21 protein-coding genes and 2 pseudogenes are annotated in these 23,085 nt (G+C 43.3%); 11 read left to right on the forward strand and 12 right to left on the reverse strand.

Going from position 1 to position 23,085, the window contains the following annotated elements; genetic code table 11:
• The first annotated feature begins 27 nt into the window (after positions 1 to 27).
• The 3 genes and pseudogenes from B1A85_RS07030 (at position 28) to B1A85_RS07045 (ending at position 3,054) form a co-directional block, all read left to right on the forward strand.
• Positions 28 to 945, forward strand: a complete 918-nt coding sequence (locus B1A85_RS07030) for a DMT family transporter (RefSeq protein WP_104546144.1) — start codon at positions 28 to 30, stop codon at positions 943 to 945.
• Between the two features lie 207 nt (positions 946 to 1,152).
• Positions 1,153 to 1,374, forward strand: a pseudogene (locus B1A85_RS26010) (toxin-antitoxin system HicB family antitoxin).
• A gap of 120 nt (positions 1,375 to 1,494) precedes the next feature.
• Positions 1,495 to 3,054, forward strand: coding sequence for an FAD-binding domain-containing protein (locus B1A85_RS07045; RefSeq protein ID WP_210404214.1), 1,560 nt, complete (start codon positions 1,495 to 1,497; stop codon positions 3,052 to 3,054).
• Here B1A85_RS07045 and B1A85_RS07050 read toward each other — a convergent pair.
• Positions 3,051 to 3,590, reverse strand: coding sequence for a hypothetical protein (locus B1A85_RS07050; RefSeq protein WP_210404215.1), 540 nt, complete (start codon positions 3,588 to 3,590; stop codon positions 3,051 to 3,053). The genes B1A85_RS07045 and B1A85_RS07050 overlap by 4 nt on opposite strands.
• 316 nt (positions 3,591 to 3,906) lie before the next feature.
• Here B1A85_RS07050 and B1A85_RS07055 point away from each other — a divergent pair, with 316 nt between their 5' ends.
• Entirely contained in the window at positions 3,907 to 4,869 is a 963-nt protein-coding gene (locus tag B1A85_RS07055) for a hypothetical protein (RefSeq protein WP_104546145.1), read from the forward strand.
• A gap of 67 nt (positions 4,870 to 4,936) precedes the next feature.
• The gene (locus B1A85_RS23875) at positions 4,937 to 5,098 is read left to right on the forward strand and encodes a hypothetical protein (protein WP_168192358.1); all 162 of its coding nucleotides are present in this window, start codon (positions 4,937 to 4,939) and stop codon (positions 5,096 to 5,098) included.
• Positions 5,099 to 5,306: 208 nt separating this feature from the next.
• On the opposite strand, the gene B1A85_RS07060 is transcribed toward B1A85_RS23875, so the two are convergent.
• From B1A85_RS07060 to modA, 5 genes are all read right to left on the reverse strand, one after another.
• A complete protein-coding gene (locus B1A85_RS07060; RefSeq protein WP_104546146.1) occupies positions 5,307 to 5,819 on the reverse strand; it encodes an SDR family NAD(P)-dependent oxidoreductase in 513 nt (170 codons plus the stop codon).
• 427 nt (positions 5,820 to 6,246) lie between these two features.
• Positions 6,247 to 7,410, reverse strand: coding sequence for a substrate-binding domain-containing protein (locus B1A85_RS07070; protein WP_104546147.1), 1,164 nt, complete (start codon positions 7,408 to 7,410; stop codon positions 6,247 to 6,249).
• 373 nt (positions 7,411 to 7,783) lie between these two features.
• The gene (locus B1A85_RS07075; RefSeq protein WP_104546148.1) at positions 7,784 to 8,848 is read right to left on the reverse strand and encodes a sulfate/molybdate ABC transporter ATP-binding protein; all 1,065 of its coding nucleotides are present in this window, start codon (positions 8,846 to 8,848) and stop codon (positions 7,784 to 7,786) included.
• Positions 8,811 to 9,530, reverse strand: a complete 720-nt coding sequence (modB, locus tag B1A85_RS07080) for a molybdate ABC transporter permease subunit (protein ID WP_104546149.1) — start codon at positions 9,528 to 9,530, stop codon at positions 8,811 to 8,813. The genes B1A85_RS07075 and modB overlap by 38 nt, the downstream gene beginning before the upstream one ends.
• The gene (modA, locus tag B1A85_RS07085) at positions 9,527 to 10,324 is read right to left on the reverse strand and encodes a molybdate ABC transporter substrate-binding protein (RefSeq protein WP_104546150.1); all 798 of its coding nucleotides are present in this window, start codon (positions 10,322 to 10,324) and stop codon (positions 9,527 to 9,529) included. Before modA ends, modB begins: the two co-directional genes overlap by 4 nt.
• A gap of 264 nt (positions 10,325 to 10,588) precedes the next feature.
• On the opposite strand from modA, the gene B1A85_RS07090 reads away from it, so the two are divergent.
• Positions 10,589 to 11,380, forward strand: coding sequence for a sulfite exporter TauE/SafE family protein (locus B1A85_RS07090; protein WP_104546151.1), 792 nt, complete (start codon positions 10,589 to 10,591; stop codon positions 11,378 to 11,380).
• Between the two features lie 53 nt (positions 11,381 to 11,433).
• On the opposite strand, the gene B1A85_RS07095 is transcribed toward B1A85_RS07090, so the two are convergent.
• Positions 11,434 to 12,384 (reverse strand): methylenetetrahydrofolate reductase, encoded by a 951-nt coding sequence (locus tag B1A85_RS07095; protein ID WP_104546152.1) that lies wholly within the window; start codon positions 12,382 to 12,384, stop codon positions 11,434 to 11,436.
• 37 nt (positions 12,385 to 12,421) lie between these two features.
• Positions 12,422 to 13,429, reverse strand: a complete 1,008-nt coding sequence (gene trpS / locus B1A85_RS07100) for a tryptophan--tRNA ligase (RefSeq protein WP_104546153.1) — start codon at positions 13,427 to 13,429, stop codon at positions 12,422 to 12,424.
• A gap of 76 nt (positions 13,430 to 13,505) precedes the next feature.
• Between trpS and B1A85_RS07105 the strand changes: the two genes are divergently transcribed.
• Both B1A85_RS07105 and B1A85_RS07110 read left to right on the forward strand, forming a co-directional pair.
• A complete protein-coding gene (locus B1A85_RS07105) occupies positions 13,506 to 13,805 on the forward strand; it encodes a hypothetical protein (protein WP_104546154.1) in 300 nt (99 codons plus the stop codon).
• Positions 13,806 to 14,051: 246 nt separating this feature from the next.
• Positions 14,052 to 15,605, forward strand: coding sequence for a B12-binding domain-containing radical SAM protein (locus B1A85_RS07110; RefSeq protein ID WP_104546155.1), 1,554 nt, complete (start codon positions 14,052 to 14,054; stop codon positions 15,603 to 15,605).
• 9 nt (positions 15,606 to 15,614) lie between these two features.
• On the opposite strand, the gene B1A85_RS07115 is transcribed toward B1A85_RS07110, so the two are convergent.
• Positions 15,615 to 16,697 carry an ATP-binding protein gene (locus B1A85_RS07115; protein ID WP_104546156.1) on the reverse strand — a complete coding sequence of 361 codons (1,083 nt, stop codon included), beginning with the start codon at positions 16,695 to 16,697 and terminating at the stop codon, positions 15,615 to 15,617.
• A 262-nt stretch (positions 16,698 to 16,959) separates the two neighbouring features.
• Here B1A85_RS07115 and B1A85_RS07120 point away from each other — a divergent pair.
• Positions 16,960 to 17,349: pseudogene (locus tag B1A85_RS07120) on the forward strand (cation transporting ATPase C-terminal domain-containing protein); the annotation flags it as partial.
• Positions 17,350 to 17,415: 66 nt separating this feature from the next.
• Here the strand turns inward: B1A85_RS07120 and ychF are convergent.
• Positions 17,416 to 18,507: a redox-regulated ATPase YchF gene (gene ychF / locus B1A85_RS07125; RefSeq protein WP_104546157.1), complete on the reverse strand. Its 1,092-nt coding sequence runs from the start codon at positions 18,505 to 18,507 to the stop codon at positions 17,416 to 17,418.
• A 175-nt stretch (positions 18,508 to 18,682) separates the two neighbouring features.
• The gene (locus tag B1A85_RS07130; RefSeq protein WP_210404217.1) at positions 18,683 to 18,880 is read right to left on the reverse strand and encodes a hypothetical protein; all 198 of its coding nucleotides are present in this window, start codon (positions 18,878 to 18,880) and stop codon (positions 18,683 to 18,685) included.
• Between the two features lie 239 nt (positions 18,881 to 19,119).
• Between B1A85_RS07130 and B1A85_RS07135 the strand changes: the two genes are divergently transcribed.
• A complete protein-coding gene (locus tag B1A85_RS07135) occupies positions 19,120 to 20,601 on the forward strand; it encodes an aminotransferase class I/II-fold pyridoxal phosphate-dependent enzyme (RefSeq protein WP_104546158.1) in 1,482 nt (493 codons plus the stop codon).
• 172 nt (positions 20,602 to 20,773) lie between these two features.
• On the opposite strand, the gene ruvC is transcribed toward B1A85_RS07135, so the two are convergent.
• Positions 20,774 to 21,322, reverse strand: a complete 549-nt coding sequence (ruvC, locus tag B1A85_RS07140; RefSeq protein ID WP_104546159.1) for a crossover junction endodeoxyribonuclease RuvC — start codon at positions 21,320 to 21,322, stop codon at positions 20,774 to 20,776.
• A 260-nt stretch (positions 21,323 to 21,582) separates the two neighbouring features.
• Between ruvC and yvcK the strand changes: the two genes are divergently transcribed.
• Entirely contained in the window at positions 21,583 to 22,971 is a 1,389-nt protein-coding gene (gene yvcK / locus B1A85_RS07145; RefSeq protein ID WP_104546160.1) for a gluconeogenesis factor YvcK family protein, read from the forward strand.
• Positions 22,972 to 23,085: the final 114 nt, after the last annotated feature.

Raw genomic sequence — 23,085 nt, forward strand, 5'->3', positions numbered from 1 at the left:
TCACCTACCTACTCGTAAGATAATGCGATGCAAATTTGGCGAGCACCGAAACCTTGGCAAGTTGGGTTAGTTTTAATTGCTGGCGTATTTGGTATTTCAACTGCGTCAATTTTTGTGAGGTTAGCATTTGCAGCAGTACCAGGGGTTTCGAGTGTTGGATTTAGCCTTGTTTTATCGGCAGCACGTTTGATAATTTCGGCAATACTACTGCTACCAGCTTGGCGTCATCTGCGCTCATCTTATCCAAGTCGTACCTCCGTATACTATGCATTAGTAGCAGGGGTTTGTTTAGCACTTCACTTTGCCACATGGATTACTTCGCTGGCTTTTACCTCAATTGCTGCTGCATCGACTTTAGTGAGTAGTACGCCAATTTGGGTTGCTTTACTTTCATGGTTATGGCTGCGCGAAAAGCTATCACCTCTTACTCTGATCGGAGTTGGTGTTGCACTCGCAGGCGGTATCATTATTGCACTGGGAGGTTCAGGAGTAGATACTGTTGCGAGTCGCCCTATGCTAGGTAATTTTTTAGCACTTTTTGGCGCTTGGATGTACAGCTTGTATCTACTCCTTGGACGTCAAGCCCAACAAGCGGGATTAGGATTAGGCAGCTATATTGCAGTTGCTTACACGACAGGAGCATTAATCTTACTGCCACTGCCAGGAATATTTAATGCATCGTATACAGGTTATCCATCAATTGTCTATGTTTACATACTATTAATTGCAATTTTCTCGCAGATGCTCGGGCATACTAGCCTAAACTGGGGAATGCGCTGGCTTTCACCAACTTTTGTCACCCTTGCTGCTTTATTTGAACCTGTGGGTGCTAGTTTTCTTGCTTATTTTCTACTGAATGAACTCCCAGCAAAATTGACAATTGTCGGTGCGGCTATTTTATTAGTGGGAGTCGCTTGTGCGATCGTCGGGGCGAAGCAAAAATAAATTAAATCGAGCTAGTGAAACCAAGATTCAGCTTTTCATCTTGATATTCTTTATAGAACCCATTTGAGAGCCTTTGGTGGAGAGCTAAGAATGCAAGCATTATTGTTACTCACAATACTAAGGACTTTAAGCAAGCAGAACTTTCTTTTCCTACATTGTCGATTCTCAAACCTGACGAGATGATTAATCTTAATTAGGAGATAAGCTATGGCTACTTTGACGATTTGCTTACCCGATGACAAACACGAACGATTGAAAGAATTGGCAAAAAAAAGAAATATGAGCAATAAGCTGATTGAAGAACTCTCAACTGCGATCGCTTAAGCTGAATTTGATGCAGAAACCCGATTTCGAGCTATGGCAGCAAAGGGAAGCGTATCAGTAGGACTAGCGTTGCTCGACCGACTCGATTCTCAATTAACCCAATGACGCAAATTAGTTGAACAAATAATTAGGTGGAGAAATCTGTCAACTCTTAGCCGAGTTTACCTACTACTGCTTCAACCAGCCGCTTGCATAATTAGAAACAGCAAGAGTTGGTAAGGCAGCTTGAGAATACACTTACTTTGGTTTCGGCGGGATCTGCGCTTGAGCGACAATGAATGCGTTGCTTTGGCAGCAGCAAACAATGCCTTAGTGTTACCCTGCTTCATCATCGACCCGTGGTTTTACACTTGGGCAGATGTCAGTGCAACGCGAGTCAAGTTTTTGTTTGAATCCCTTGAGGATCTTGATGCAAATTTGAGAAAGCGAGGTAGCCAACTATACTTGTTAGAAGGCGATTCAGTTGCAGCACTGCAACAGCTGACTCGGCAATTGCTACAGCAGGGGTATAATCCTAAACTGTTCTTCAACCGCGACGTGCAGGTCGAGTACGGCATCAAACGCGATCGCTCAATTATCGATTTCTACCGCAAACTTAATCTTGACTGCCACTTAGGATTGAATAACTTTCTGCAAGTTGACGCCGATAACCGCGATACTTGGTTCAAAGAATATTACACGTATCAGCGTCAATCAATTCATCCAACGCCAGAGCTTATTTATACACCGCAGCTAAAACTTGACATACCGCAGCTTTCATTTACAGAACTCAAGCACAAGTATTCCCAGTTCTGGCAAGTCGAGAACGAGTATTTTTGTGGTGGGGAGACAGAGGCGATCGCCACGCTCAACTCATTCTTAGAATGCAGATTTCACGGTTATCACTGGAAAGTATCGCGTCCGTGGTTGACGCAACAAGGCGCAACTTCGCACCTTTCGCCACACCTAGCTTTCGGAACAATTTCGACTCGTAGTGTATACCAGCGTACCAAAGTCCGTGCTGCCAAATTAGCCGATTCTAAAGCCGAATTTGCACTTAAAACATTCCGCGATCGCCTGCGGTGGAGAGATAGTTTTTCGCAGCGGTTGTATCATCATCCTGAGATTGCTTACCAAAATCGTTACCCAGAGTTTGACGAGTGGTATCATCCGGCTCCATTGATACCAGAAAAGCAAGAAGTGTTTGCGGCGTGGCAAGAAGGAGAAACCGGATTTCCACTTGTCGATGCTTCAATGCGGCAGTTGAAAACAATGGGGTGGATGAACTTTCGGATGCGGGCGATGTGCGCTACATTTTTGACTATTAACTGCGGTGTATCGTGGCATCACGGGGCGCGGCATTATATGAATTATTTAATTGATGGCGATTTAGCAATTGATAATTGGCAGTGGCAGATGCAGTCGGGAGTAACCAATCCGCTGTCAGATACTTTTCGCATCTATAATCCAAATAAGAATTTGCAAGAAAAAGATTCTGATCTAAAGTTTATTTACTACTGGATACCAGAACTACGAGGGTATAACTTAGCAGAAATACTTAACGGCGTGCATTTGAATGATGGCTTGTATCCTGCACCGATACTCAATTGGTCGCAGACTCGTGGCGTCAATGGTAAAGCTGTGTCTGACTTGCGGCAGAAGGTAAAAGAGCGGTTGCTAGCAGAGCAGGGCGTAGAATACGAACAAGCTGTTGCTGCGAAAACAACAGTGGATAAGTATTGGCAAGTGAAGGATAGACAATATCAAGAGTATAAGCACCAACATTCAGAAAGTGATGAACTTTAAATAAAAAATGCACCCCAAAAATCCAATTTTCTTTGTTGAAAGGCGATCGCTACTTTTGGATTAGTGTTTGTTCTAGCTACTGCCTGGGTTGAGTTTGGGCTGTGATAATGTAGACTTTGATAGTTCTCGATGTAGCGCTTGCAGTCGCGGGTTCCTTTCCGACACATATTCGAGCGACAAGTTTCGCCAATATACAGAAGCAATTGAGCAGCATTGTCTATGACAAAATAGATGCATGCTTCTCCTGAAGTATTTGCTGGCAACCGATAAAACGATATTGAATGTAGAGGCAGATTAAATGGATTTATTGCTTCTGCATCTAAGTCAGCGTGCGTCAGTGTAATATCAAACAGCGTTGTCTGTGTTGTCTGTAATGTATGCTTGCTTTGTCTAGCACGTTGTTGATGAGTAAATATTTGAGATTTCCAATTGCTCAAAGTATCAGAGTTCATCACCAGCGTGTTTTGCTTGCGAACTGAAGTACGGTTGATTTCAAGCTTAGAAAATAGACTTAGCTGATTCGGCTCCAATGGCATCTCCTTAGTAAAAACCAGTAACGTACTGCACGTAAAGTAGGACAATAGCTAGATGCTTTATCTAGTTATTGGAAAACTAGGATTAGGGAGATTTTAAAAAGATATTCCTTTATATTTGATAGATAAATATTTCTATACAAAAACAACAATCGCTTTACAAACTAATCGTACATTCGGTAACACAACCGTTTAGACATTCATCCGATAGCATAGTCTTATAATAGAAATTGAAGAAACTTATTGAGAAAGTCAACCCTTTAACTCTCTATTGTTCGTGTTCGAGAAAACTTGAGCAATAGAGAAAGGAAGTTTGGAGATGACTGCATTTATTCAACAAACGATAGAATCGTCTGGAATTGGCATCAGCCATGACGAGCGACTAATAGTAGGAACGAACGAAGGTTTATTGTTGCTCTCAAATTCCGAGCAGAGAATTGAACTGGAAGGACAGAACATTACTGCCATTGCTCCAAGTTTCAACGGATTGTGGGTGGTGGTAGATCGTAAGTCAATATGGCATCGCGACGATCGCAGTGAGTGGCAAGTAGTAGCCTCGAACATCCAAAACTTACAACTCAACTGCATTGAACCTCTTAACGGAAAAGTTCTTGTTGGCACATCTGATGCTCATCTTCTATGGATTGCGCGTGACAACATTGAATTTATCGATAGCTTTGACTTAGCCCCAGGAAGAGATGAATGGTACACGCCTTGGGGCGGTTTGCCAGCGGTTCGTTCGCTTGCGGTAGGACATTCAGGCGAACTTTACGCAAACGTCCATGTTGGCGGTATCTTGCGCTCTCAAGACAACGGACGCTCGTGGCAATCTACTATTGACCTGGACTCGGACGTTCATCAAGTAATAACTGTTCAAGAGCGTCCTGGTTTGGTACTAGCAGCTACGGCAAAGGGACTGGCAATTAGCACGAATGCAGGAGATACATGGAGCTTCGATCGAGCTAACTTACACGCTACTTATTCTCGTGCTGTAGCAGTTTGCGGTGAAACAATCTTGATGAGTACTTCGGTAGGTCCATCCGGTGCTAAAGCGGCAGTTTATCGGCGATCGCTCGACCAACCAGGAACATTTGAGAAGTGCGAACAAGGTCTGCCACAATGGTTTTCAAATAATATCAACACGGGCAGCCTTGCTGCACTGAAGGATAAGGCAGCTTTTGGCACGAGTGACGGTCAAATCTTTGTGTCAGAGGATGCTGGTTCAACATGGAAGCAACTTGCGTCTGGGCTACCTTCAATTCACTGCTTGCACTTTTCGTAGTTGTTTAGCTATAGGAATTTTAGGCGATTGCCAATATTTTTTAGAAGCATTGGAAAACGGGGGATTTATGACAAACCAAGAACAAGGTGAAGTTATCTTAGAAGGCAAACAAAAAGTGGCACCGGAGGTAGAAGTTGATACCTCTGCTTCTGACGATAGCGAAAATCCAGAAGATCCTATTTCAGAAGAATCGGAGGTTCCCAGAACTAACGATGCTCCTGCTGATTGACAAAACTTTCAGTAACCCACAACCCGTACTTAACTCTGAATTGGTTTGGTGCGGGTAGAAAACAATTTGTAACATGTTTATTCACTTCATGTACTAATGGGACTATTCTGGTTTGAGAAGCAGATGGCTTTTTTCACTATTTTTTTGAGCGATCGCTTCCATTGTTGTGCTTTGCAAAATACTCGCGCAGCAAGTTTGGCGCAGTAAGTCATGTTAGCTCAACGCGGGACTTGTGTATGACGCCACCTTTTGTAGCACAGTAAGCAGCGTAGAATGGTTGAGCTACTAGCGCCAACTCTGAAGCCGTATTGACGATCGTGCCGCCGCCTTGCCGCAACATCTGCGGGATAGCGTGCTTGCAACCGAAGAAGACGCCTTTGAGATTCACGCCCAGCAATCGGTCGAATTCTTCCTCAGTCATTTCAGTAGCGAGTTTGAGAATTGAAATTCCAGCATTGTTGTGCAAGACATCGAGTCTGCCAAAAGTTTCAACAGCTTGCGCGATCGCCTTTTCTACTTCAGCTTCGCAACTGACATCAGCAGCGATCGCCTGACAGATACCGCCTGCTTGTTCAATCAGATGACAAGTTTTTTCAAGTTCTGCGGTATTGTGGTCGATGGCAACAACTGTCGCGCCGTTGCGGGCAAACTGTACAGCGGTTGCTCGTCCAATTCCAGATCCTACCCCAGTGATCGTACAAACTTTGTTTGCCAGCCTCACAACATCTTTCCTGGAGAGTTTGCGGTTGAGTATATGGCTTGCGGACAGCAAAAAAGTGTAGGTTGAGCTACAAAATCCTAGATAAATGTGCTTTTACAGCATGGCGTTTTTTAATGAGGAGTACTTAGGCAACTTGGTCGAGCAACATCTCGTATATGGTTTGCTGCGAGCGTTCGCTACTTTTTATCTTCTATCCGTACCAAGAATCTTCAAAGACTGCACAGCACGACGCAGCGTTTCTTCCCCTCGACGGTCGTAGCGCGACGTTGTTGCCGGAGCGGCACGATCTGCTAATTTCTAAACTGTCAAGCGCACCTGTTTGAAGATGTACGTGAATGGCTTGGGCTTTTGGGCAATTGAACAAATAATAAAGGCACAACATGAAATCTATATATTTATTAGTGAAGTGTGGCAAGGATTGTGATATCTAGTGTTTTACTCGTTTTGAGCTAGTGTTTGACAAGGTTGGCTCAACTGTTGCGATTACCTCTCCCGTTTGGCTGGTGTCATATCCACCTAAGGCTTCTAGTTGTGAGAGAACTCGCCGATGCCCTAAGGTACTCAGTAGTTGTTGTACGGGGGCTTCATCTAGGTAAGGTTTAAGAATAACTAGATCGTATCGGGAACGATGCAGTGGTAGAAATTCTAAACCAAAGGCAGCAGCGACTGATGCAGTGCTGACTCCCGCAGCTGCTTTACCTGTGGCGATCGCCTGCGCGACTTCCAAGTGTCCGCCGACAATTTGCTCAAAACCCTTGACAGAATCAAATTCAATACCTGCTTGCTGAAGCGATCGCTCTAACAACTGGCGGCTACCCGATCCCTCTTCTCGGTTGATAATCGTAACGCCAGGCAACGTTAAATCCTCTACAGATTTGAGATTGAGGGGATTTCCTGGCTGAATCATTAATCCCTCTTCCCAACTTCCCAAATTAATTAAGACTGCTGTGTTATTTTGCAAAACAGCCTGCACGAAAGGAACATTGTGTTCCTGAGTCACAGGATCGTATAAATGCATACCAGCAATGTGAACTTCCCCGCGACAGAGCCGATGCAAGGCTGTCATACTGTTGTCAGATGTCCAATGAACTCGTAATTCAGGATGCCAGCGTTCTGCTGCCCGTGCCCATAGCGAGAGGGCTGGCGTACAACCTGCTAAAACAACGGTTTGATGAAGTTTTTCTGGATCGTCAAGTAACTTAACTTGTATCGATGAAGATGAATCATATCCTTCTCCATCAGCAGGAATCATTTCCATGCGGAAAGCATCATTGCCCAACAGCGGATAAGCTATCCAGCGTCCGCCAACTCGCGCTAGGCTCAAGCGTAGTGTTTTGCCGGTAGGAGTATGCTGTGTGGGAATTGCTTCAATTTCAGGAGTGTCTTGTTCCAACCAGAACAAATCTTCAACTTGACATCCTAATGCCTTTGCTAAACGAAGTGCTATGGTAGTTGACGGGGCATATTGTCCTGATTCCACACCTCCAATAGTTTGTCGAGAAACTCCGGCAATATCAGCTAAGTCTTGCTGGCTCAAACCCAATCGCAGCCGCACTTGCTTAAGGTTGTTGTAAAGATCGTGTTGCTTCACACTACTTGACTAAATTCCTTGAAAACTGGCACAAAGCTGCTTTTTACATTACCAGATTCCACATAACCTGAAAGCTATCAATGGTTATTAGACTTATTGCAATCATGGGTAGGTGAGGACACCCACTCTACAAATTCAGATTAATTCAGCCTTTGTAGTTAGGCATGCCTCACCCGACTAAAATGTAATATTTTTGCTCAGTAATGAATTCTTTACACGCATTGTAATACCATTTCACTAAATAAAAGCTACAAATCATTTCTCCTCTGCTTCCTCTGCTCCCCTGCGTCCTCTGCCCCTCTGCTCCTCTACTCCTCTGCCCCTCTACTGCCTATTTGTAACAACTTCAAAGTGAAACGGTATAACAGTTGTGTTAATCGATGAGTAAAAACAAACGACGTGAATCTAGGCAAACAAACCACGGTGCAGGACGGTTTTTTATGCTTTCCCATTTGTCCTTAAAGACTTCTGCCTGAAGATGATAATCATCTGTGTCAATAGGTGGTTCTTGCAACTTCAAATACACAGTCAGGCGATGAGGCGTTTCACTCGTCCAAACTAACCAACAGGGAAACGTATTTTCCTGATATTGATTGGGAAAGGTAATTTGATGGGCACGAATACCTACATGGGTATGCAGTGAAGACACAGGTTCAGGAGATTGCAGAGTGCAGTTCCAATCTAGTGCTTGAATTTGCTGAGAGTCTATCTGTCGAATGCGGGAAATATTTTTACAGCCGGTGAGTCGTGCGACAGTCAACGTGTTGGGATGTTCAAAAATGGTTTGTTTATTTCCATCTGCAACAATCTTGCCAGCCGAGAGAACAATCAATTTTTGACAAATTCGGTAAGCTTCCTCTAAGTTGTGACTCACAAATAAAGTTAATCCTTGGTAGCTAGATAAGGTTTTAATAAGTTGCTTTTCTAGTTCGCTGCGTAAATGAGTATCAAGGGCAGAAAATGGCTCATCTAATAGTAAAATCTCTGGATTAGTCGCTAATGCTCTAGCTAGCGCTACTCGCTGTTGTTGTCCACCTGATAACTGATGAGGATAGCGATGCTCAAACCCTGTTAGTTTGACTTGTTCTAATTGAGTGGCAACGCGTCTGGCTTGCACACTCTTAGGTAAGCCTTTTAGACCGTAGGCGATGTTTTGGGCAATAGTAAGATGAGGAAATAGAGCATAGTTTTGGAAAAGGAAACCGACGTTGCGATCGCGACTTGGCAAATTAATTCCTTTACGAGAGTCATACAAAACTCGGTCGTTAAGTACAATGACTCCCCTATCAGGCGTTTCGATTCCGGCAATACAACGCAGAGTCATACTTTTGCCTGAACCTGAACTCCCCAAAATTCCTAACGTTTCTTGCTCAACTTTAAAAGCGACTTCTAGAGAATAACTAGAAAGTTGCTTTTGGATATCGACGATGAGTTGCATTGAATGCTTGCTGTTTCTTGTACTGTTTTCTTTGACTCTGGGGTTGTTGTGATTCTAGATATCGCACCCACCACAGCACAGCAAAGGCGATCGCACTCATGATGAGTACCATGATGTTTGCTAATTCATACCGTTGCATTTGTACTGCGTCGTAGATCGCTAAGGGTAAAGTTTGCGTTCTTCCAGGGATGCTACCTGCAACCATCAAGGTGGCTCCGAATTCTCCAAGTCCTCTTGCCACACTCAACCCAAAACCAGCTAAAATGCCTCGGTAAGCTACAGGAATTGCCACCCGCCAAAGGACTTCTAGTTCTGTGGAACCAAGCGTACGCGCTGCGGCTTCTAATTCAGGATCGACGTTGGCGATCGCGGCTCTAGTTGATTCAACCATCAGAGGAAATGCCACAACCGCAGAGGCGATCGCTCCAGCTTGCCAGGTAAATAATAAATCAATACCAAACCATTCTCTGATTGGGCTACCTCTTCCCAACGCCAACAATAAGAAATAACCTACGACACTCGGTGGCAACACTAACGGCAAATTCAGCAGTGTGGAAACAAAAATCTGCCCTGGAAATTGTTTTCTAGCAAGCCAAATTCCTAAGCTTAAACCAAATACCAGAATTAAAACACTGGCAACAATTGTCACTTGCAAAGACAACATAAACGGCTGCCAGATCATGACACTGGTTCCTCCCCTGGTAAAATGAAGCCATATTCGCGCATTAAAGGTCTTCCCTGTTCGCCATTAATAAAAGCAGCGAATTGCTTGGCTAGCTCTGGATGACGGGCACTTTTGGGAACTGCCAGCATTTGTTCGAGAGGTTGATGTAAATCATCAGGAATTAAAGTCCACTTGCCTGGTTTATTCACGCTGATAGAAAGCGCGGCGATCGCAACATCTACATTTCCTGTTTCTGCGTATTGCTGTGTTTGCCGGATGTTTTCGCCAAAGACAAGTTTCGGTTGCAGTTCTTCCCAAATGCCTGCTGATTGCAAAGCTTCCCGCGCGGCGACACCATAAGGTGCGCGATCGGGATTGGCGATCGCAACTCGCTGAATCTGTGGTTGAGTCAAGTCTTTAATATCTTGAACATTGAAGGGGCTATCTTCTCGCTGCCAGAGTGTAATCCGCCCTACTCCATACAATGCCTTTGTTTCTGAAATTATTAACCCTTTTTGGTCTAAATCTTCAATAAATTGCTTATTAGCTGCTGCAAACAAATCTACAGGTGCTCCTCGCTCAATCTGCTGGGCAAGTTGTCCTGTCGATCCCATGTTAAACGTTACTTGATTTCCGGTTTCTTGTTCCCAAAGCTTACCAATCTCTGTAAATACGTAGTTTAAGTCTGCGGCTGCGGAGACAGTCAAGGTGATTGGCTCATCAGCTACTGGTGATGTATTGACAGTCGAAACTTGGCACGCTGCTAAGCAACTGATCAGAGCAAGAACTAAAAACCGCAAGTACTTTTTCATGGTTTGCTCGCAATTTCTCTATCACTGGAAACCCTAGGCAAGTATTATCTATACAATGCCAATATACTTGCACGTTTTTTGTAGCCTACTTAGCGATCGCCACAGTTGTTCGCAAGACTGGTGAATTGTTAAGGGTGAAGGGCTTAACAATTTTGGGAGCAGAGGGGCAGAGGACGCAGGGGAGCAGGGGAGTAGGGGAGCAGGGGAGAAATGGTTTGTAGCTCTATATTTAGTGAATTAGTATTACTAACATGGAGACTCTAGATGAGAAATTTTTGGGCACTTGTTTGGGGTGCAGTAGTAGGAGTACTTGGTGGATTAATTGGGTTAGGAGGTGCAGAGTTTCGCCTACCCATCCTAGTGAGTGTTTTTCACTACCGTACTCTGCAAGCGATCGTCATTAATCTCATCGTGAGCCTGGTGACAGTAACATTTTCATTCATTTTTCGTAGTGGTGTTGTTGGTCTTGAAAACGTAACTGCCAACTGGGCAATAATCATTAATATTCTGGCAGGTTCTTTAATTGGCTCATATGTTGGAGTTCATTATGCAACTAAAGTCAATGAAAAAGTTTTGAATCGAGTTGTTGTCGTTTTTTTAATGTTTCTAAGTATCGTATTAATTGGACACGATCTCATTTTTAGTATTGGAGTTTTACAAATACCATATTTGTTAAGAATCATCGCAGGATTCTTAGCAGGAATTATTATTGGTATCTTCAGCAGTATGCTGGGTGTAGCAGGGGGAGAGTTGATTATCCCTACTATTATTTTAGTGTTTGCTGTTGATATCAAATTAGCAGGAAGTTTAAGTTTAGCAATCAGCCTTCCTACAATTTTGATGGGTTTATTTAAATATAGAAGTTTACAACAATTAACAGGAATAAAATCAGAGCAAAAATTTATTAGTTTTATGGCAGTTGGTTCAATATTAGGTGCATTTATTGGCAGTATTTTATTGAGGTACGTATCAGCTTCGCTGCTGTACCTCATTCTAGGCACGATTTTATTAATATCAGCATTAAAATTAGCAAGGCATAAGCCAAGAACTTTGTAGTAAAATTTTTAGCCGCGAGTATTGCCTAAACTAATTCATTTAACAATTTTGTGCTATTTTACCTGAGTTGTCATTGACAGGACTGGCTCTTTTTTTACTGGTGCAACGCCAGCTAAGTCTAAAATTTGGGGAATCAAATCTTCACGCTTGACTGCCATCATATGGACACCTTGACATAATTCGCGAGCAATTTGTACTTGTTCTGCGGCTATTTTGACTCCTTCTTGCAGAGGATCTTTTGCTTGTTCTAAGCGGTCGATAATATGTTGAGGAATGTTGACACCAGGAACGCAGCGATTAATAAATTGGGCATTCTTGGCAGATTTTAATAAAAAGATTCCCGCCATGATTGGTTTACCACAACCTTTGGCGATTTGATCCATAAATTTTTCTAGACGGTCAAAATCTGTAATTAGCTGACTTTGGAAAAACTGCGCCCCAGCTTCAAGTTTACGCTCAAACCGACTTTGCAACCCAGACCAGCTGGCAAGTTGTGGATCGACCGCTGCACCTGGAAATAAATCAGTTGCACCATCGGTGAGAGGTTGGTCGCAACAATCCGTCCCAGAATTCATTTTATGAATTAATTTGAGCAGTCGGATCGATTCAAGGTCAAAGACACTTTTGGCATCAACATGATCGCCTGCTTTTACAGGGTCGCCTGTGAGCGCTAGAATATTGCGGATACCGAGCGCATAAGCACCCATCAGATCGGCTTGCAGTCCAATGCGGTTGCGATCGCGACAAGCAATTTGACAAATTGGCTCAATACCGTGTTGTAACAGGATTACCGAAGCAGCGAGCGAAGACATCCGCAAAACTGCCCTGCTACCATCAGTAATATTCACCGCATGAACGCGACTTTTGAGTTGTTGTGCCATTTGCACCATATGCGCGGGATTGCTACCTTTAGGAGGTGCAACTTCAGCTGTAACTAGAAAGTCACCCTGAATAATGGCTGTGCGTAATGAGTTTAAAGAAGTTCCGTTTAAATTATTTAGCATTAGAGCGTGTAAATTAAATTTTATATTTTTCTAGCAATTACACTGGCATAGAATAGCCCAAAGAAGATTTCACTTTGTTCAGTGTTGAAATCGCGATCGCTTCTGCTTTTTCTCGTCCTGAACGTAAAACTGACTCTAGATAGCCTTTATCGTTCATGATTTCATGATATTTGTCTTGAATGGGTTTAAGGTGGGCGATCGCTGTTTCTGCGAGTAGTGGCTTAAATTGTCCCCAGCCCATATCTTGACACTCCGCAGCAACTTCGGCTTTAGACTTACCCGAAAGCAGCATATATAGTGTCAACAAATTATGACATTCTGGACGCTCTGGGTCATCAAATGTTAATCCTCGGATTGGATCAGTTTTACAGCGTTTGATTTTTTGTTGAATTTGTTCTGGAGTATCGAGTAAATTAATTCGACTCGCATCAGAAGGATCGGATTTCGACATTTTGCGCGTACCATCTGTAAGACTCATAACTCGCGCTCCTTCTTTGCGAATCAGCGGCTCTGGGAGTTTAAGTACTGGATTTTCTCTAGCAAACTGGTAGTTAAATCGTGCTGCAATGTCACGAGTTAGTTCTAAGTGTTGTTTTTGATCTTCACCCACAGGAACTTTATCTGCTTGATACAGCAAAATATCTGCTGCCATTAATACAGGATAATCGAGTAAGCCCGTATTGACGTTTTCGCCTTGCTTGATTGCCTTTTCCTTAAACTGGATCATATCTTGCAGCCAGTTCAAGGGCGTAATGCAATTAAGTAACCATGTCAACTCACTATGGGCGCAAATGTGGGATTGGACAAAGATATTTGAGTATTCTAAGTCAATGCCACAGGCAAGATACAGTGCAGCGATCGTATACGTATCTGCTGCTAAGGTTGCTGGGTTATGCGGTACTGTAATAGCGTGTAGATCCACTACACAAAAGAAATTTTCGTATTCGCTTTGCCCTTCTACCCAATTGCGAATTGCACCTAGATAATTACCTAAGTGTAAATTACCAGTTGGTTGAACTCCAGATAATACCCGCTGTTTAGCCATTGATTTTAGTTGATTGTTAAAGCAGTAACTGCCCACAAACTATAGTAAGTCTCTTTATATTTACTAGTTTTCAATTATGACTCAATCTTCCTCAAATCCGACGACTCTACTGCGCCAATGCATCAAGTTAGCACAAGAAGTTTCTACCCATCGCCAAGCAAATGAAGAGTTTGCCCAGCTGCGTGACGGTATAGCGGCGACGAACCCACAAGCAGCAGAATTGATGGATATACTCTGGCAAGAAGTCATTGCTGCACGACGTTCGGCTGATTTTTGGCACGAGATGAGCAATGTGGAAAAAGACTTAAGTAATCGGATGATGGAAAATTTGGCACAATTACGCCAAAATTACTTACGTCTGATGCAGGAGATGTAGAGAAGAGGGCAGAGGAAGCAGAGGTGCAGGGGAAGCAGAGGTGCAGAGGAAGAATAATGTTTTCTCTTTATATTCAAAATTAACCACTAGCCCTTCTCTACACTTCATGAATAAATTTTTATAAATATTGATATTGGTGAATTTTTAGGAATTTTTGACGCCTACAGCAGTAATTTTGAGGTTATTACTCCCTCAAAAGGGAATGCATCACTTCACTCATTCCTTGTAAATTTGGAGTGCGTGCTCATGAAAGCATTACTGCTATGGCCTGTTATGCCTAATTCTTTCTGGTCGTACCAGGAGACACTGAATTTAGCAGGTTTACGTTCAACTAATCCTCCGCTTGGTCTCATTACGATCGCCGCAATGTTGCCAACCGAGTGGGAAATTCGTTTTGTAGACCGCAATGTTCGTTTTGAAACTGAGGATGATTGGGCTTGGTGCGACTTGGTCGTCATATCAGCAATGATTATCCAAAAACAAGACTTTCGCGAACTTATCCAAAAAGGTGTAGCACTCGGTAAAAAAGTTGCTGTAGGTGGACCATACCCGACATCCGTACCAGAGTTTGCTTTAGAGGCAGGAGCGCATTATCTGATTTTAGATGAAGGTGAATGCACGATTCCCATGTTTCTAAAAGCTTTGGCACGCGGCGAAACACGCGGGATATTTCGTTCGCCAGAAAAACCGGATGTGACGCAAACACCAATTGCGCGGTATGACTTACTGGATTTGAATGCCTACTTAGCAATTACAGTTCAGTTTTCTCGTGGTTGTCCTTTTCAGTGCGAATTTTGCGACATTATTAACTTGTATGGACGCAAGCCCCGTACAAAAACTCCAGAACAAATGTTGCAAGAATTTCAAGTTCTTTACGACTTGGGTTGGCGGCGATATGTTTTTGTTGTCGATGATAATTTTATTGGCAACAAACGGAATGCCAAAGTATTTTTAAGGGCATTGATTCCGTGGATGGAAGCACATCATTATCCCTTTATTTTGTTAACCGAAGCCTCACTAAATTTAGCTGAAGATGATGAATTAATTGAACTCATGGTGAAAGCTGGTTTTACGATTGTCTTTATGGGAATAGAAACCCCAGATACAGATAGTTTAGTCGGCATTCACAAATTACAAAATACTCGCCAGGACTTAATTGAATCTTGTCATAAAATTACTCGTGCCGGATTGCAAATTATGTCTGGCTTTATTATGGGGTTTGATAATGAACGTCCTGGTGCAGGCAAGCGAATTCAAGCATTTATTGAAGAGACAGGAATTCCGCAGTGTCAATTTAGTTTATTGCAAGCATTGCAAAACACAGCAATGTGGAATCGCCTGCAAAAAGAAGGACGATTAGTGGATGGGTTAGGGACAATTCATCAAGGCGCAATTATGAATTTTGTGCCAACTCGTCCGGTGGAAGAACTGACGGAGGAGTATATTGATGCATTCTGGCATATTTATGAACCAATGCCATACATGAAACGTACATTTCGTCACTTTCAAATGATGAATGGCTGGCGAGGGAAGACAAAACGCCCAATAACGATGACTGAATTGCGGTTATTTGCTGCGATTTGTTGGCGACAGGGTTTATTACGTTCAACGCGATTTCGTTTTTGGTGGCAATTAGGCGCGATCGCACTGACAAAACCGCGACTGGTATACGACTACCTCATTGCCTTAGGCGCTGGCGAACACTTCTTCCACTACCGCTATCAAGTTCGAGAACAATTGCAAGCGCAACTTGCGACGATCAAACAAGCGAAGCAACGCGAACTTGTATCTGCTACTTGATTGCTGATACTACTCACTTAACCGTTGACGAAGCCATAAAGCAAAAAAGGGAAGCGCCAGGCGATAATTTTGTTCAGAACCGTAGATTAAGCCTTTTTGTTGTAATCCTATCAAAGCACCTTGTAAACTTCCGCCACGCGAAAGCCCGTGTTTTTGAATGTATTCTCGACTTTGCGGTTTACTTGTGGGGTCTAACGCAAGACATTCTAAAAGTTGCACTTGAGTTGCAGGTAAAAGCATGAGTAATGACTCAAAGGTGATTGATAAGTCTTGTAATAACTCTTGAATTGCTTGATGTACTTGTTCATCGCGAATGAGTTTGTCAGTAGGATGCATGACGACAAGGCGACGAATCAGTGTCAATGCATCGCCAATATGTCCCTGAACCGCATCAATGAAAGTGTCGATTGCAGGCGATCGCGAATCGAATGTTAGCCCGTGGGTATGTAAAATTTCTCTCGCCCACACTGCCAATACATCATCTGCTAAAGGCGTAAGTTCGACAACTTCTAACGGGTCTTCGCTGTGCGTAACTTCTGCAATTGTGGCAACGAGTACGTAGCTGACACGCGTCTGCGACTTAATTTCTCGTCTTAGCGTGTTTTCCCATTCGCTATTGCGATCCCATGCGCGGAGGTGCGGAAAACTCTGTAAAATCAGTACAACGCGTTTATCAACGACTTCGGCTAAAAGTTGCGGTAGCTGAATTAATCTTTCAAAAGCTTGCCATAGCTGCTTTGGCGTTACCGCAGGTGCGAGTTTCAAGTGAGTGCTGTTTTCGCTGACGTGGATTGCGAACAAATCTTTGGCTATTGTATTAACCCACGTTTGCAGCAGCGTCGAGTCAAAGTTTTGACTAATTGTTTCTGCGAGTAATTCGATGAATTGCCTTGCTGCGATCGCGCGGATGCAATCTACCTCTAAAGCGATCGCGCCTACTTCTAAAGCCGCCGTTCTTACCAAAGTTCGCCTTCCACACCCTGGTACTCCCGCAATCAAAAGATTTCCATCGCGGGCGAGAACTTCTACAATCTGTTGAAATTGAGCCGAACGTCCAACGATTTCAATTGAAGTAGACACATTTACATTCACGTGCTTGTCTCAATGTTGGATAGAACAAAGCTAAGTGGTGATTTCACCAACTTGAAGGCAACCTATAGTTACCATGAAGAACTATTAGTGTCAATTTTTGCTAAACACTATTTTTTGGTGCTTGATTAGATAGCACTAAATAAATGATTAAGAAATATGACATAGACGCTAGCGCCAAGGCTGCGACAGCAGCAGTCTTTAGTATTCTCGAAACAGAACGCTGCACAAGGATTGGGGAACATGAAGCCAAGCAACGTTTAGCAACGAAGCTATACTTTCAAAAAGTCGAATTCAGCGTATTTTAGCAATTTCACTGTTTAATTGGATTGTCATCCTTGGAGTTTCTGAGTATATTCGGGCAACGACAGGAGACATGAATTTAGCGCGCACTATGGCAATTAGTGCACTCATATGCTGGCAGGATTTTTACCTTTTGAGTTTGAGTCAGTTGACACCAGATTTGATGGCAAAAATCAAGGGTACAGCGGCAGAAGTTGATATTCCTGCGATCGCATTTGGCATTATTGGCGCGATTATTTTGCAAATGGTTTTCTGCTATGTATCAATCATCAATACCATCTTCGCAACCGCGCCTCTTGATTTTCATCATTGGTTATTCTGTCTTGCTGTTGGTTTACCAATGATTCTTTAGTCGATTTTTGTCAATCGTTTCGACCCACCAAACTAAGTTACAGACTGGGGATTACCCATCTAATAACTAAACATTAAATCGAAATAGCATTACATCACCTTCTTGGACGACGTAATCTTTTCCTTCACTTCTCACCAAACCTTTCTCTTTAGCTGCATTCATCGATCCAGTCGCGACTAGGTCTTCGTAAGCAACTGTCTCTGCTCGAATAAATCCGCGTTCAAAATCCGAGTGAATCACGCCAGCGGCTTGCGGTGCAGACATTCCTGCATGAATTGTCCACGCACGAGTTTCTTTAGGTCCTGACGTAAAATAGGTACGCAATCCTAAAAGTTTGTATGTAGCACGGATTAACGATTTTAGCCCGCCCTCTGCAACACCTAAAGATGCAAGAAACTCAGCTTTATCTTCTTCGGGTAATTCTACTAACTCGGCTTCAACTTGCGCAGAAACAATTACAACTTGAGCATTTTCTTGCGAAGCAATTTGCCGCACTTGTTCGACATATTCGTTACCCGTTGCTAAGTCTTCTTCAGAGACATTTGCTGCATAAATAATTGGTTTACCACTCAATAATCCTAATCCTTTAATTGTTGCTGCTTCTTCTTCGGTTAAACTGACTTGTCTTACTGATTTGCCTTCGTTTAATGCAGCACTTAATTTTTCTAGAACGCTGACTTCAAACTGGGCGTCTTTACTCGTACGAGCTTGCTTTTTCGTACGTTCGATACGTCGTTCAATTTGAGCTAAATCAGCCAATGCCAATTCTAAATTAATAATTTCAATATCTCGTTTAGGATCGACCGAACCCGCGACATGAATAATATCGTCGTTTTCAAAACAACGCACGACATGAACGATCGCATCAACTTCGCGAATATGTGAAAGAAACTGATTGCCCAAACCTTCGCCTTGGCTTGCACCTTTGACTAAACCTGCAATATCAACAAATTCAACTCGCGCCGGTACAATTTGCGCCGAAGCTGAGATTTTTCCTAGAACTTGTAATCGTTCGTCTGGAACTGCAACAACACCTACATTCGGTTCAATCGTACAAAACGGGAAATTAGCAGCTTCCGCTTTGGCATTGGCAACCAAAGCATTAAACAAAGTTGATTTTCCAACGTTGGGTAGCCCTACGATTCCGGCTCTGAGCATATATTCTTGCAGGTGAACGGTCAGCTTAACTAGTTTAACGAAGTTTGGTTAGGTTGAGTTTAGGCATTTTGAACTATAGTCATCCTATCAAAACTATGATACTAGCATCCAAGTTAAGCGTACTTTCTGCAAAGCTCAAGCCTTGATTCAGTTAGTACCAAATCTAAAAGGGTACCTATACTGGTTCAGGAATTGGTTGGGGAATTGGTGCTGGTACTGGCTGAGGAATTGGTGCTGGTACTGGCTGCGGCGCAGGTTCTGGGGTCGGTTGTGGTGCAGGTGTAGGTGGTGTGGGGTCTGGTAAAGGATTGGGAACTGGTGCGGGAATTTCTGGTTGCGGTAAAGGGTTAGGATTGGGATTAATCATTGCCATTCCATCGACGTGACTCTACCACCCTAGACAACAACTGTTATTCAATACATCTATCTAGATATTTAGACTCAGTGCGATCGCCCAATATTGTTTTACTTCAGAGTCACTACAACTAGGTTAGTAGAGGAGAGTTGTGCTTTGTGGTAACTATACTGATTGCGATCGGCTATTTGCGTCGAGTAATTTAGTTGAATTCTTCCACTAGAAGGATTTTTATTTTAAAGTTAATTACTTATTTTATGCATTTTTCTGAGCAATACCAAATAAACTTACCAATATTAGATGCTTTACGTGAATGTGCTAACGACAACCATGCAGCTTTCTACACGCCAGGACACAAACGAGGGCAAGGAATTTCCTCTTCCTTAGCGCGTAATTTCAATTCAAATATTTTTAAGTTTGACCTACCAGAACTTCCTGAATTAGATAATTTGTTTGCTCCTCAAGGTGTGATTCAAGAAGCCCAAGAATTAGCAGCAGATGCTTTCGGTGCGGAACAAACTTGGTTTTTAGTTAACGGTTCTACGTGTGGAGTTGAAGCCGCAATTTTAGCAACTTGCAATGCTGGAGATAAAATTATTCTGCCGCGTAATGTACATTCGTCCGCCATCGCTGGCTTAATTCTTTCTGGTGCGATTCCTGTTTTCATTAATCCTGAGTATGACTCAGAACTAGATATTGCACATAGTATTACTTTAGAAAGTGTAGCAACCGCACTCCAACAGCATCCTGACGCGAAAGCCGTGATGATCCTTTACCCAACGTACTACGGTGCGTGTGGTGATATAGGTGCGATCGCTTCTCTCGCGCACAAACACAACATCCCCTTACTCGTAGACGAAGCGCACGGCGCACACTTTGCTTTTCATCCTGACTTACCTATCTCTGCGTTGGCAGCTGGTGCCGATTTAACTGTGCAATCAACGCATAAGGTTCTCGGAGCAATGACTCAAGCATCGATGCTCCACGTCCAAGGTAATAGGATAGACCGCGATCGCCTCTCTAAAGCTTTACAACTTGTGCAATCTACAAGTCCTAGTTATTTACTCTTAGCTTCCCTCGATGCCGCACGCCAACAAATGGCACTGCATGGAAAATCTTTAATGTCACGCACTTTACAACTTGCCGCAGAAGCACGCACCCACCTTCATCAAATTCCTGGATTATCAGTTTTGGAATGCCAATCTACTCCAGGTTTTTGCCGTTTAGACCCGACGCGACTCACGGTTACAGTTTCAGGGTTGGGTTTAACAGGCTTTGAGGCGGATGAAATCTTACACGAACAACTCAGTGTGACAGCAGAATTACCCTCATTGCAACACCTAACTTTTATTATTTCCTTTGGCAACGCGCAAGAAGATATTGAAAAGTTAGTATCAGCTTTCAATTTGGTATCTCAAAGATATCAAAAAGAACACTTGACTTATAAAAAGCCTATGTGGGAAGATTTTGTTTATAAGATGGGATATACCGTGCAAATTTCACCGCGACAAGCATATTTTGCAGAAACCGAAAGTGTACCGATATCCCAAGCAAGCGATCGCATTTGTGCAGAATTAGTTTGTCCTTACCCCCCAGGAATTCCTGTCTTAATGCCAGGAGAAATCATCAACAGGCAAGCACTAGATTACCTCCAGCAAATCCTAGTAACGGGAGGTTTTATTAGTGGTTGTGCCGATCCAAGCCTAAGCACTTTAAAAGTAGTGAGACAGAAGAGCTAGAAGTGTGAGATCTGAGGATTTACGTTGAACTCTTTTAAGAGTAAACTCAATCATCCTCACCAATCGATCGCCTGGGCAATTGAGAAAGCAATTTACGACCTAGACGCGATCGCAAAGTTAGGTAGTGAGTAGAAGATGCACAGAGACATTAGTGCAGCGATATAGGGGAGCTTTAGGAGAATATTCTACTATTGCAATACCATGCTGTTAGGGCAACTGCCAGCGCATCTGCAGCATCATCAGGACGCGGAATATAATCTAAATCTAGTTGTTGTGCGACAGCTTGTTGAACTTCATACTTTTTGGCGTTACCCCAACCTGTAAGTGCTTGTTTGACTTGGGCTGGCGTAAACTCGACAAATGGAATATCGTGCTGTGCCAACACCAGCATAATTACGCCACGCGCCTGAGCTACAGAAATCGTATTGCCCATCTTATAGAAAAAGAGCTTTTCAATTGCAACTAGGTTAGGTTGCGACTGTTCGAGCAAGACATTTAAGTCTTCGTAAATCGTGCACAGTCTTTTCCCCATCTCGATATCGGCTGAAGTTTGAATCACACCAAAATCAAGTAATGTTAATTCTGGTTTGGTAATAACTTCTGCGTTAGCAGCTTGGGAAGCGATCGCCCCAGCAGAATTGAAATCCCGCTGCGTTGCCCTAATTGTACCGAATCCCAAAATCGCTAGACCAGGATCGATTCCCAAAATTCGCTTTTCCATATTGATTTCTCAATCGCCAAGTTGTCACTAACACCTCGTACCCAACTTGTGTAAAAGTAGATGCAACTTTGATCGTAAAGTTCTAGTCAAATACGTTGAATTTCAGCGATATTACATGAAAATACATAAAATTATGCAATCTCCAATCGGAATTAAGGCTATAAATTCACTTAGTCAAGCTACTAGACACAGTTAGATCACCTACTAAAGTAACAAGGGTTTGGTATACATTTTGGTATCTCCCTGCTAAAAAGTTGCATATGCGATTTGCTCCTTTTAAAAAATCCTTACGAAGTATCAAGCAGGAATCGCTCCATCGCGCTCCCCATCGAGTTGGACAGTGGTTCAAATGGTTAGCTCCTGGGATATTTGTCAAACGCTGGTTACTGTTAAGCGCTGGCGGAGTGGTGTTAGTTGGCTTAGGTTTGGCAATCTGGGTCAAATTAACGCCAATTTTTCATGCATTGCAATTAATCCAGGACATTGTCGGCACGATCGCGAATTTTGTTCCTAATTATATTAGCGGTCCTTTGGTATTGCTTCTGGGCGCATTGTTGATCTTCTGGGGACAAACCCGCACCGTCGGCTCAATTACTGAGGTATTACGACCAGAAGGTGGCGATGAAGAACTGATCGATGTACTCTTAACACACCGCCGCTTGCATCGCGGACCTAAAATTGTCGCCATTGGCGGTGGGACAGGTTTATCAACGTTGCTGCGCGGACTCAAGGCGTATAGCGCGAACATCACTGCCATTGTCACTGTAGCAGACGATGGCGGGTCTTCAGGACGGCTGCGGCGCGAAATAGGGGTTCTTCCCCCAGGCGATATTCGCAACTGTTTAGCCGCCCTCGCCTCCGAGGAAAAATTATTGACTGAGCTTTTTCAGTACCGCTTCCGAGCTGGTGATGGTTTAGTTGGGCATAGTTTTGGGAATTTATTCCTCACCGCAATGAGTGAAATTACTGGTGATTTAGAACGGGCGATCGCCGCAAGTTCGCAAGTTCTCGCAATTCGCGGACAAGTTTTTCCCGCAACGCTCAGTGATGTGCGCTTGTGGGCAGAATTAGCTGATGGTCGTCGTATTGAAGGTGAATCTAATATTACCAAAGCAGGCGGCTGTATCCTCAAAATCGGCTGTACTCCCGCCGAACCTCCCGCACTACCCAAAGCACTACAAGCGATTCATGAAGCTGACTACATTATCATTGGTCCTGGAAGTCTCTATACAAGCGTTATTCCGAATTTACTAGTACCAGAAATTGCCAACGCGATCGCCGCCCGCTGTAAAGGAGGTAAAACCCCGCCAATTCCTTGTATCTACGTTTGTAACGTCATGACACAACCAGGTGAAACCCAAGGTTATACTGTCTCGGATCATATTCGCGCGATCGACGCTGCGTGCGGACAAAAATTATTTAGTGCTGTCCTGGTTCATCGACGAACTCCCTCAGAAAAAAGCCTGAGGCGCTATGCACAAGAAAATTCGCATCCTGTATTTCTAGATCGCGAAGTTGTTGCTCGCTTAGGACGACGGATTATTTTAGCCAACGTGATCGATGAAGATGAAGAAACTGGACTAGTGCGGCATAATCCTCGGGCATTAGCACAAGTGCTCTTACGCTGGTATGGTCGCGCTCGCACATAAGTAAGATTATTTTCTAGGATGTCTTGGACAAACTAATACAGTCGCGCTTCTTGCCAAAGTAAGTGTAATTTTATTCTTTTAAAAATTTCTACAATTACTTTGCATGTATCTATG

It is taken from the genome of Chroococcidiopsis sp. TS-821, from assembly GCF_002939305.1.
Lineage (GTDB): Bacteria > Cyanobacteriota > Cyanobacteriia > Cyanobacteriales > Chroococcidiopsidaceae > Chroogloeocystis.

Excerpts from the sequence above, each read along its gene's own strand:
- B1A85_RS07030 (WP_104546144.1), top strand. The coding sequence starts at position 28 with ATGCAAATTTGGCGAGCACCGAAACCTTGGCAAGTTGGGTTAGTTTTA.
- B1A85_RS07050 (WP_210404215.1), bottom strand. The coding sequence starts at position 3,590 with ATGCCATTGGAGCCGAATCAGCTAAGTCTATTTTCTAAGCTTGAAATC.
- B1A85_RS07055 (WP_104546145.1), top strand. The coding sequence starts at position 3,907 with ATGACTGCATTTATTCAACAAACGATAGAATCGTCTGGAATTGGCATC.
- B1A85_RS23875 (WP_168192358.1), top strand. The coding sequence starts at position 4,937 with ATGACAAACCAAGAACAAGGTGAAGTTATCTTAGAAGGCAAACAAAAA.
- B1A85_RS07075 (WP_104546148.1), bottom strand. The coding sequence starts at position 8,848 with ATGCAACTCATCGTCGATATCCAAAAGCAACTTTCTAGTTATTCTCTA.
- modB (WP_104546149.1), bottom strand. The coding sequence starts at position 9,530 with ATGATCTGGCAGCCGTTTATGTTGTCTTTGCAAGTGACAATTGTTGCC.
- modA (WP_104546150.1), bottom strand. The coding sequence starts at position 10,324 with ATGAAAAAGTACTTGCGGTTTTTAGTTCTTGCTCTGATCAGTTGCTTA.
- B1A85_RS07090 (WP_104546151.1), top strand. The coding sequence starts at position 10,589 with ATGAGAAATTTTTGGGCACTTGTTTGGGGTGCAGTAGTAGGAGTACTT.
- B1A85_RS07095 (WP_104546152.1), bottom strand. The coding sequence starts at position 12,384 with ATGCTAAATAATTTAAACGGAACTTCTTTAAACTCATTACGCACAGCC.
- trpS (WP_104546153.1), bottom strand. The coding sequence starts at position 13,429 with ATGGCTAAACAGCGGGTATTATCTGGAGTTCAACCAACTGGTAATTTA.
- B1A85_RS07105 (WP_104546154.1), top strand. The coding sequence starts at position 13,506 with ATGACTCAATCTTCCTCAAATCCGACGACTCTACTGCGCCAATGCATC.
- B1A85_RS07110 (WP_104546155.1), top strand. The coding sequence starts at position 14,052 with ATGAAAGCATTACTGCTATGGCCTGTTATGCCTAATTCTTTCTGGTCG.
- ychF (WP_104546157.1), bottom strand. The coding sequence starts at position 18,507 with ATGCTCAGAGCCGGAATCGTAGGGCTACCCAACGTTGGAAAATCAACT.
- B1A85_RS07130 (WP_210404217.1), bottom strand. The coding sequence starts at position 18,880 with ATGGCAATGATTAATCCCAATCCTAACCCTTTACCGCAACCAGAAATT.
- B1A85_RS07135 (WP_104546158.1), top strand. The coding sequence starts at position 19,120 with ATGCATTTTTCTGAGCAATACCAAATAAACTTACCAATATTAGATGCT.
- ruvC (WP_104546159.1), bottom strand. The coding sequence starts at position 21,322 with ATGGAAAAGCGAATTTTGGGAATCGATCCTGGTCTAGCGATTTTGGGA.
- yvcK (WP_104546160.1), top strand. The coding sequence starts at position 21,583 with ATGCGATTTGCTCCTTTTAAAAAATCCTTACGAAGTATCAAGCAGGAA.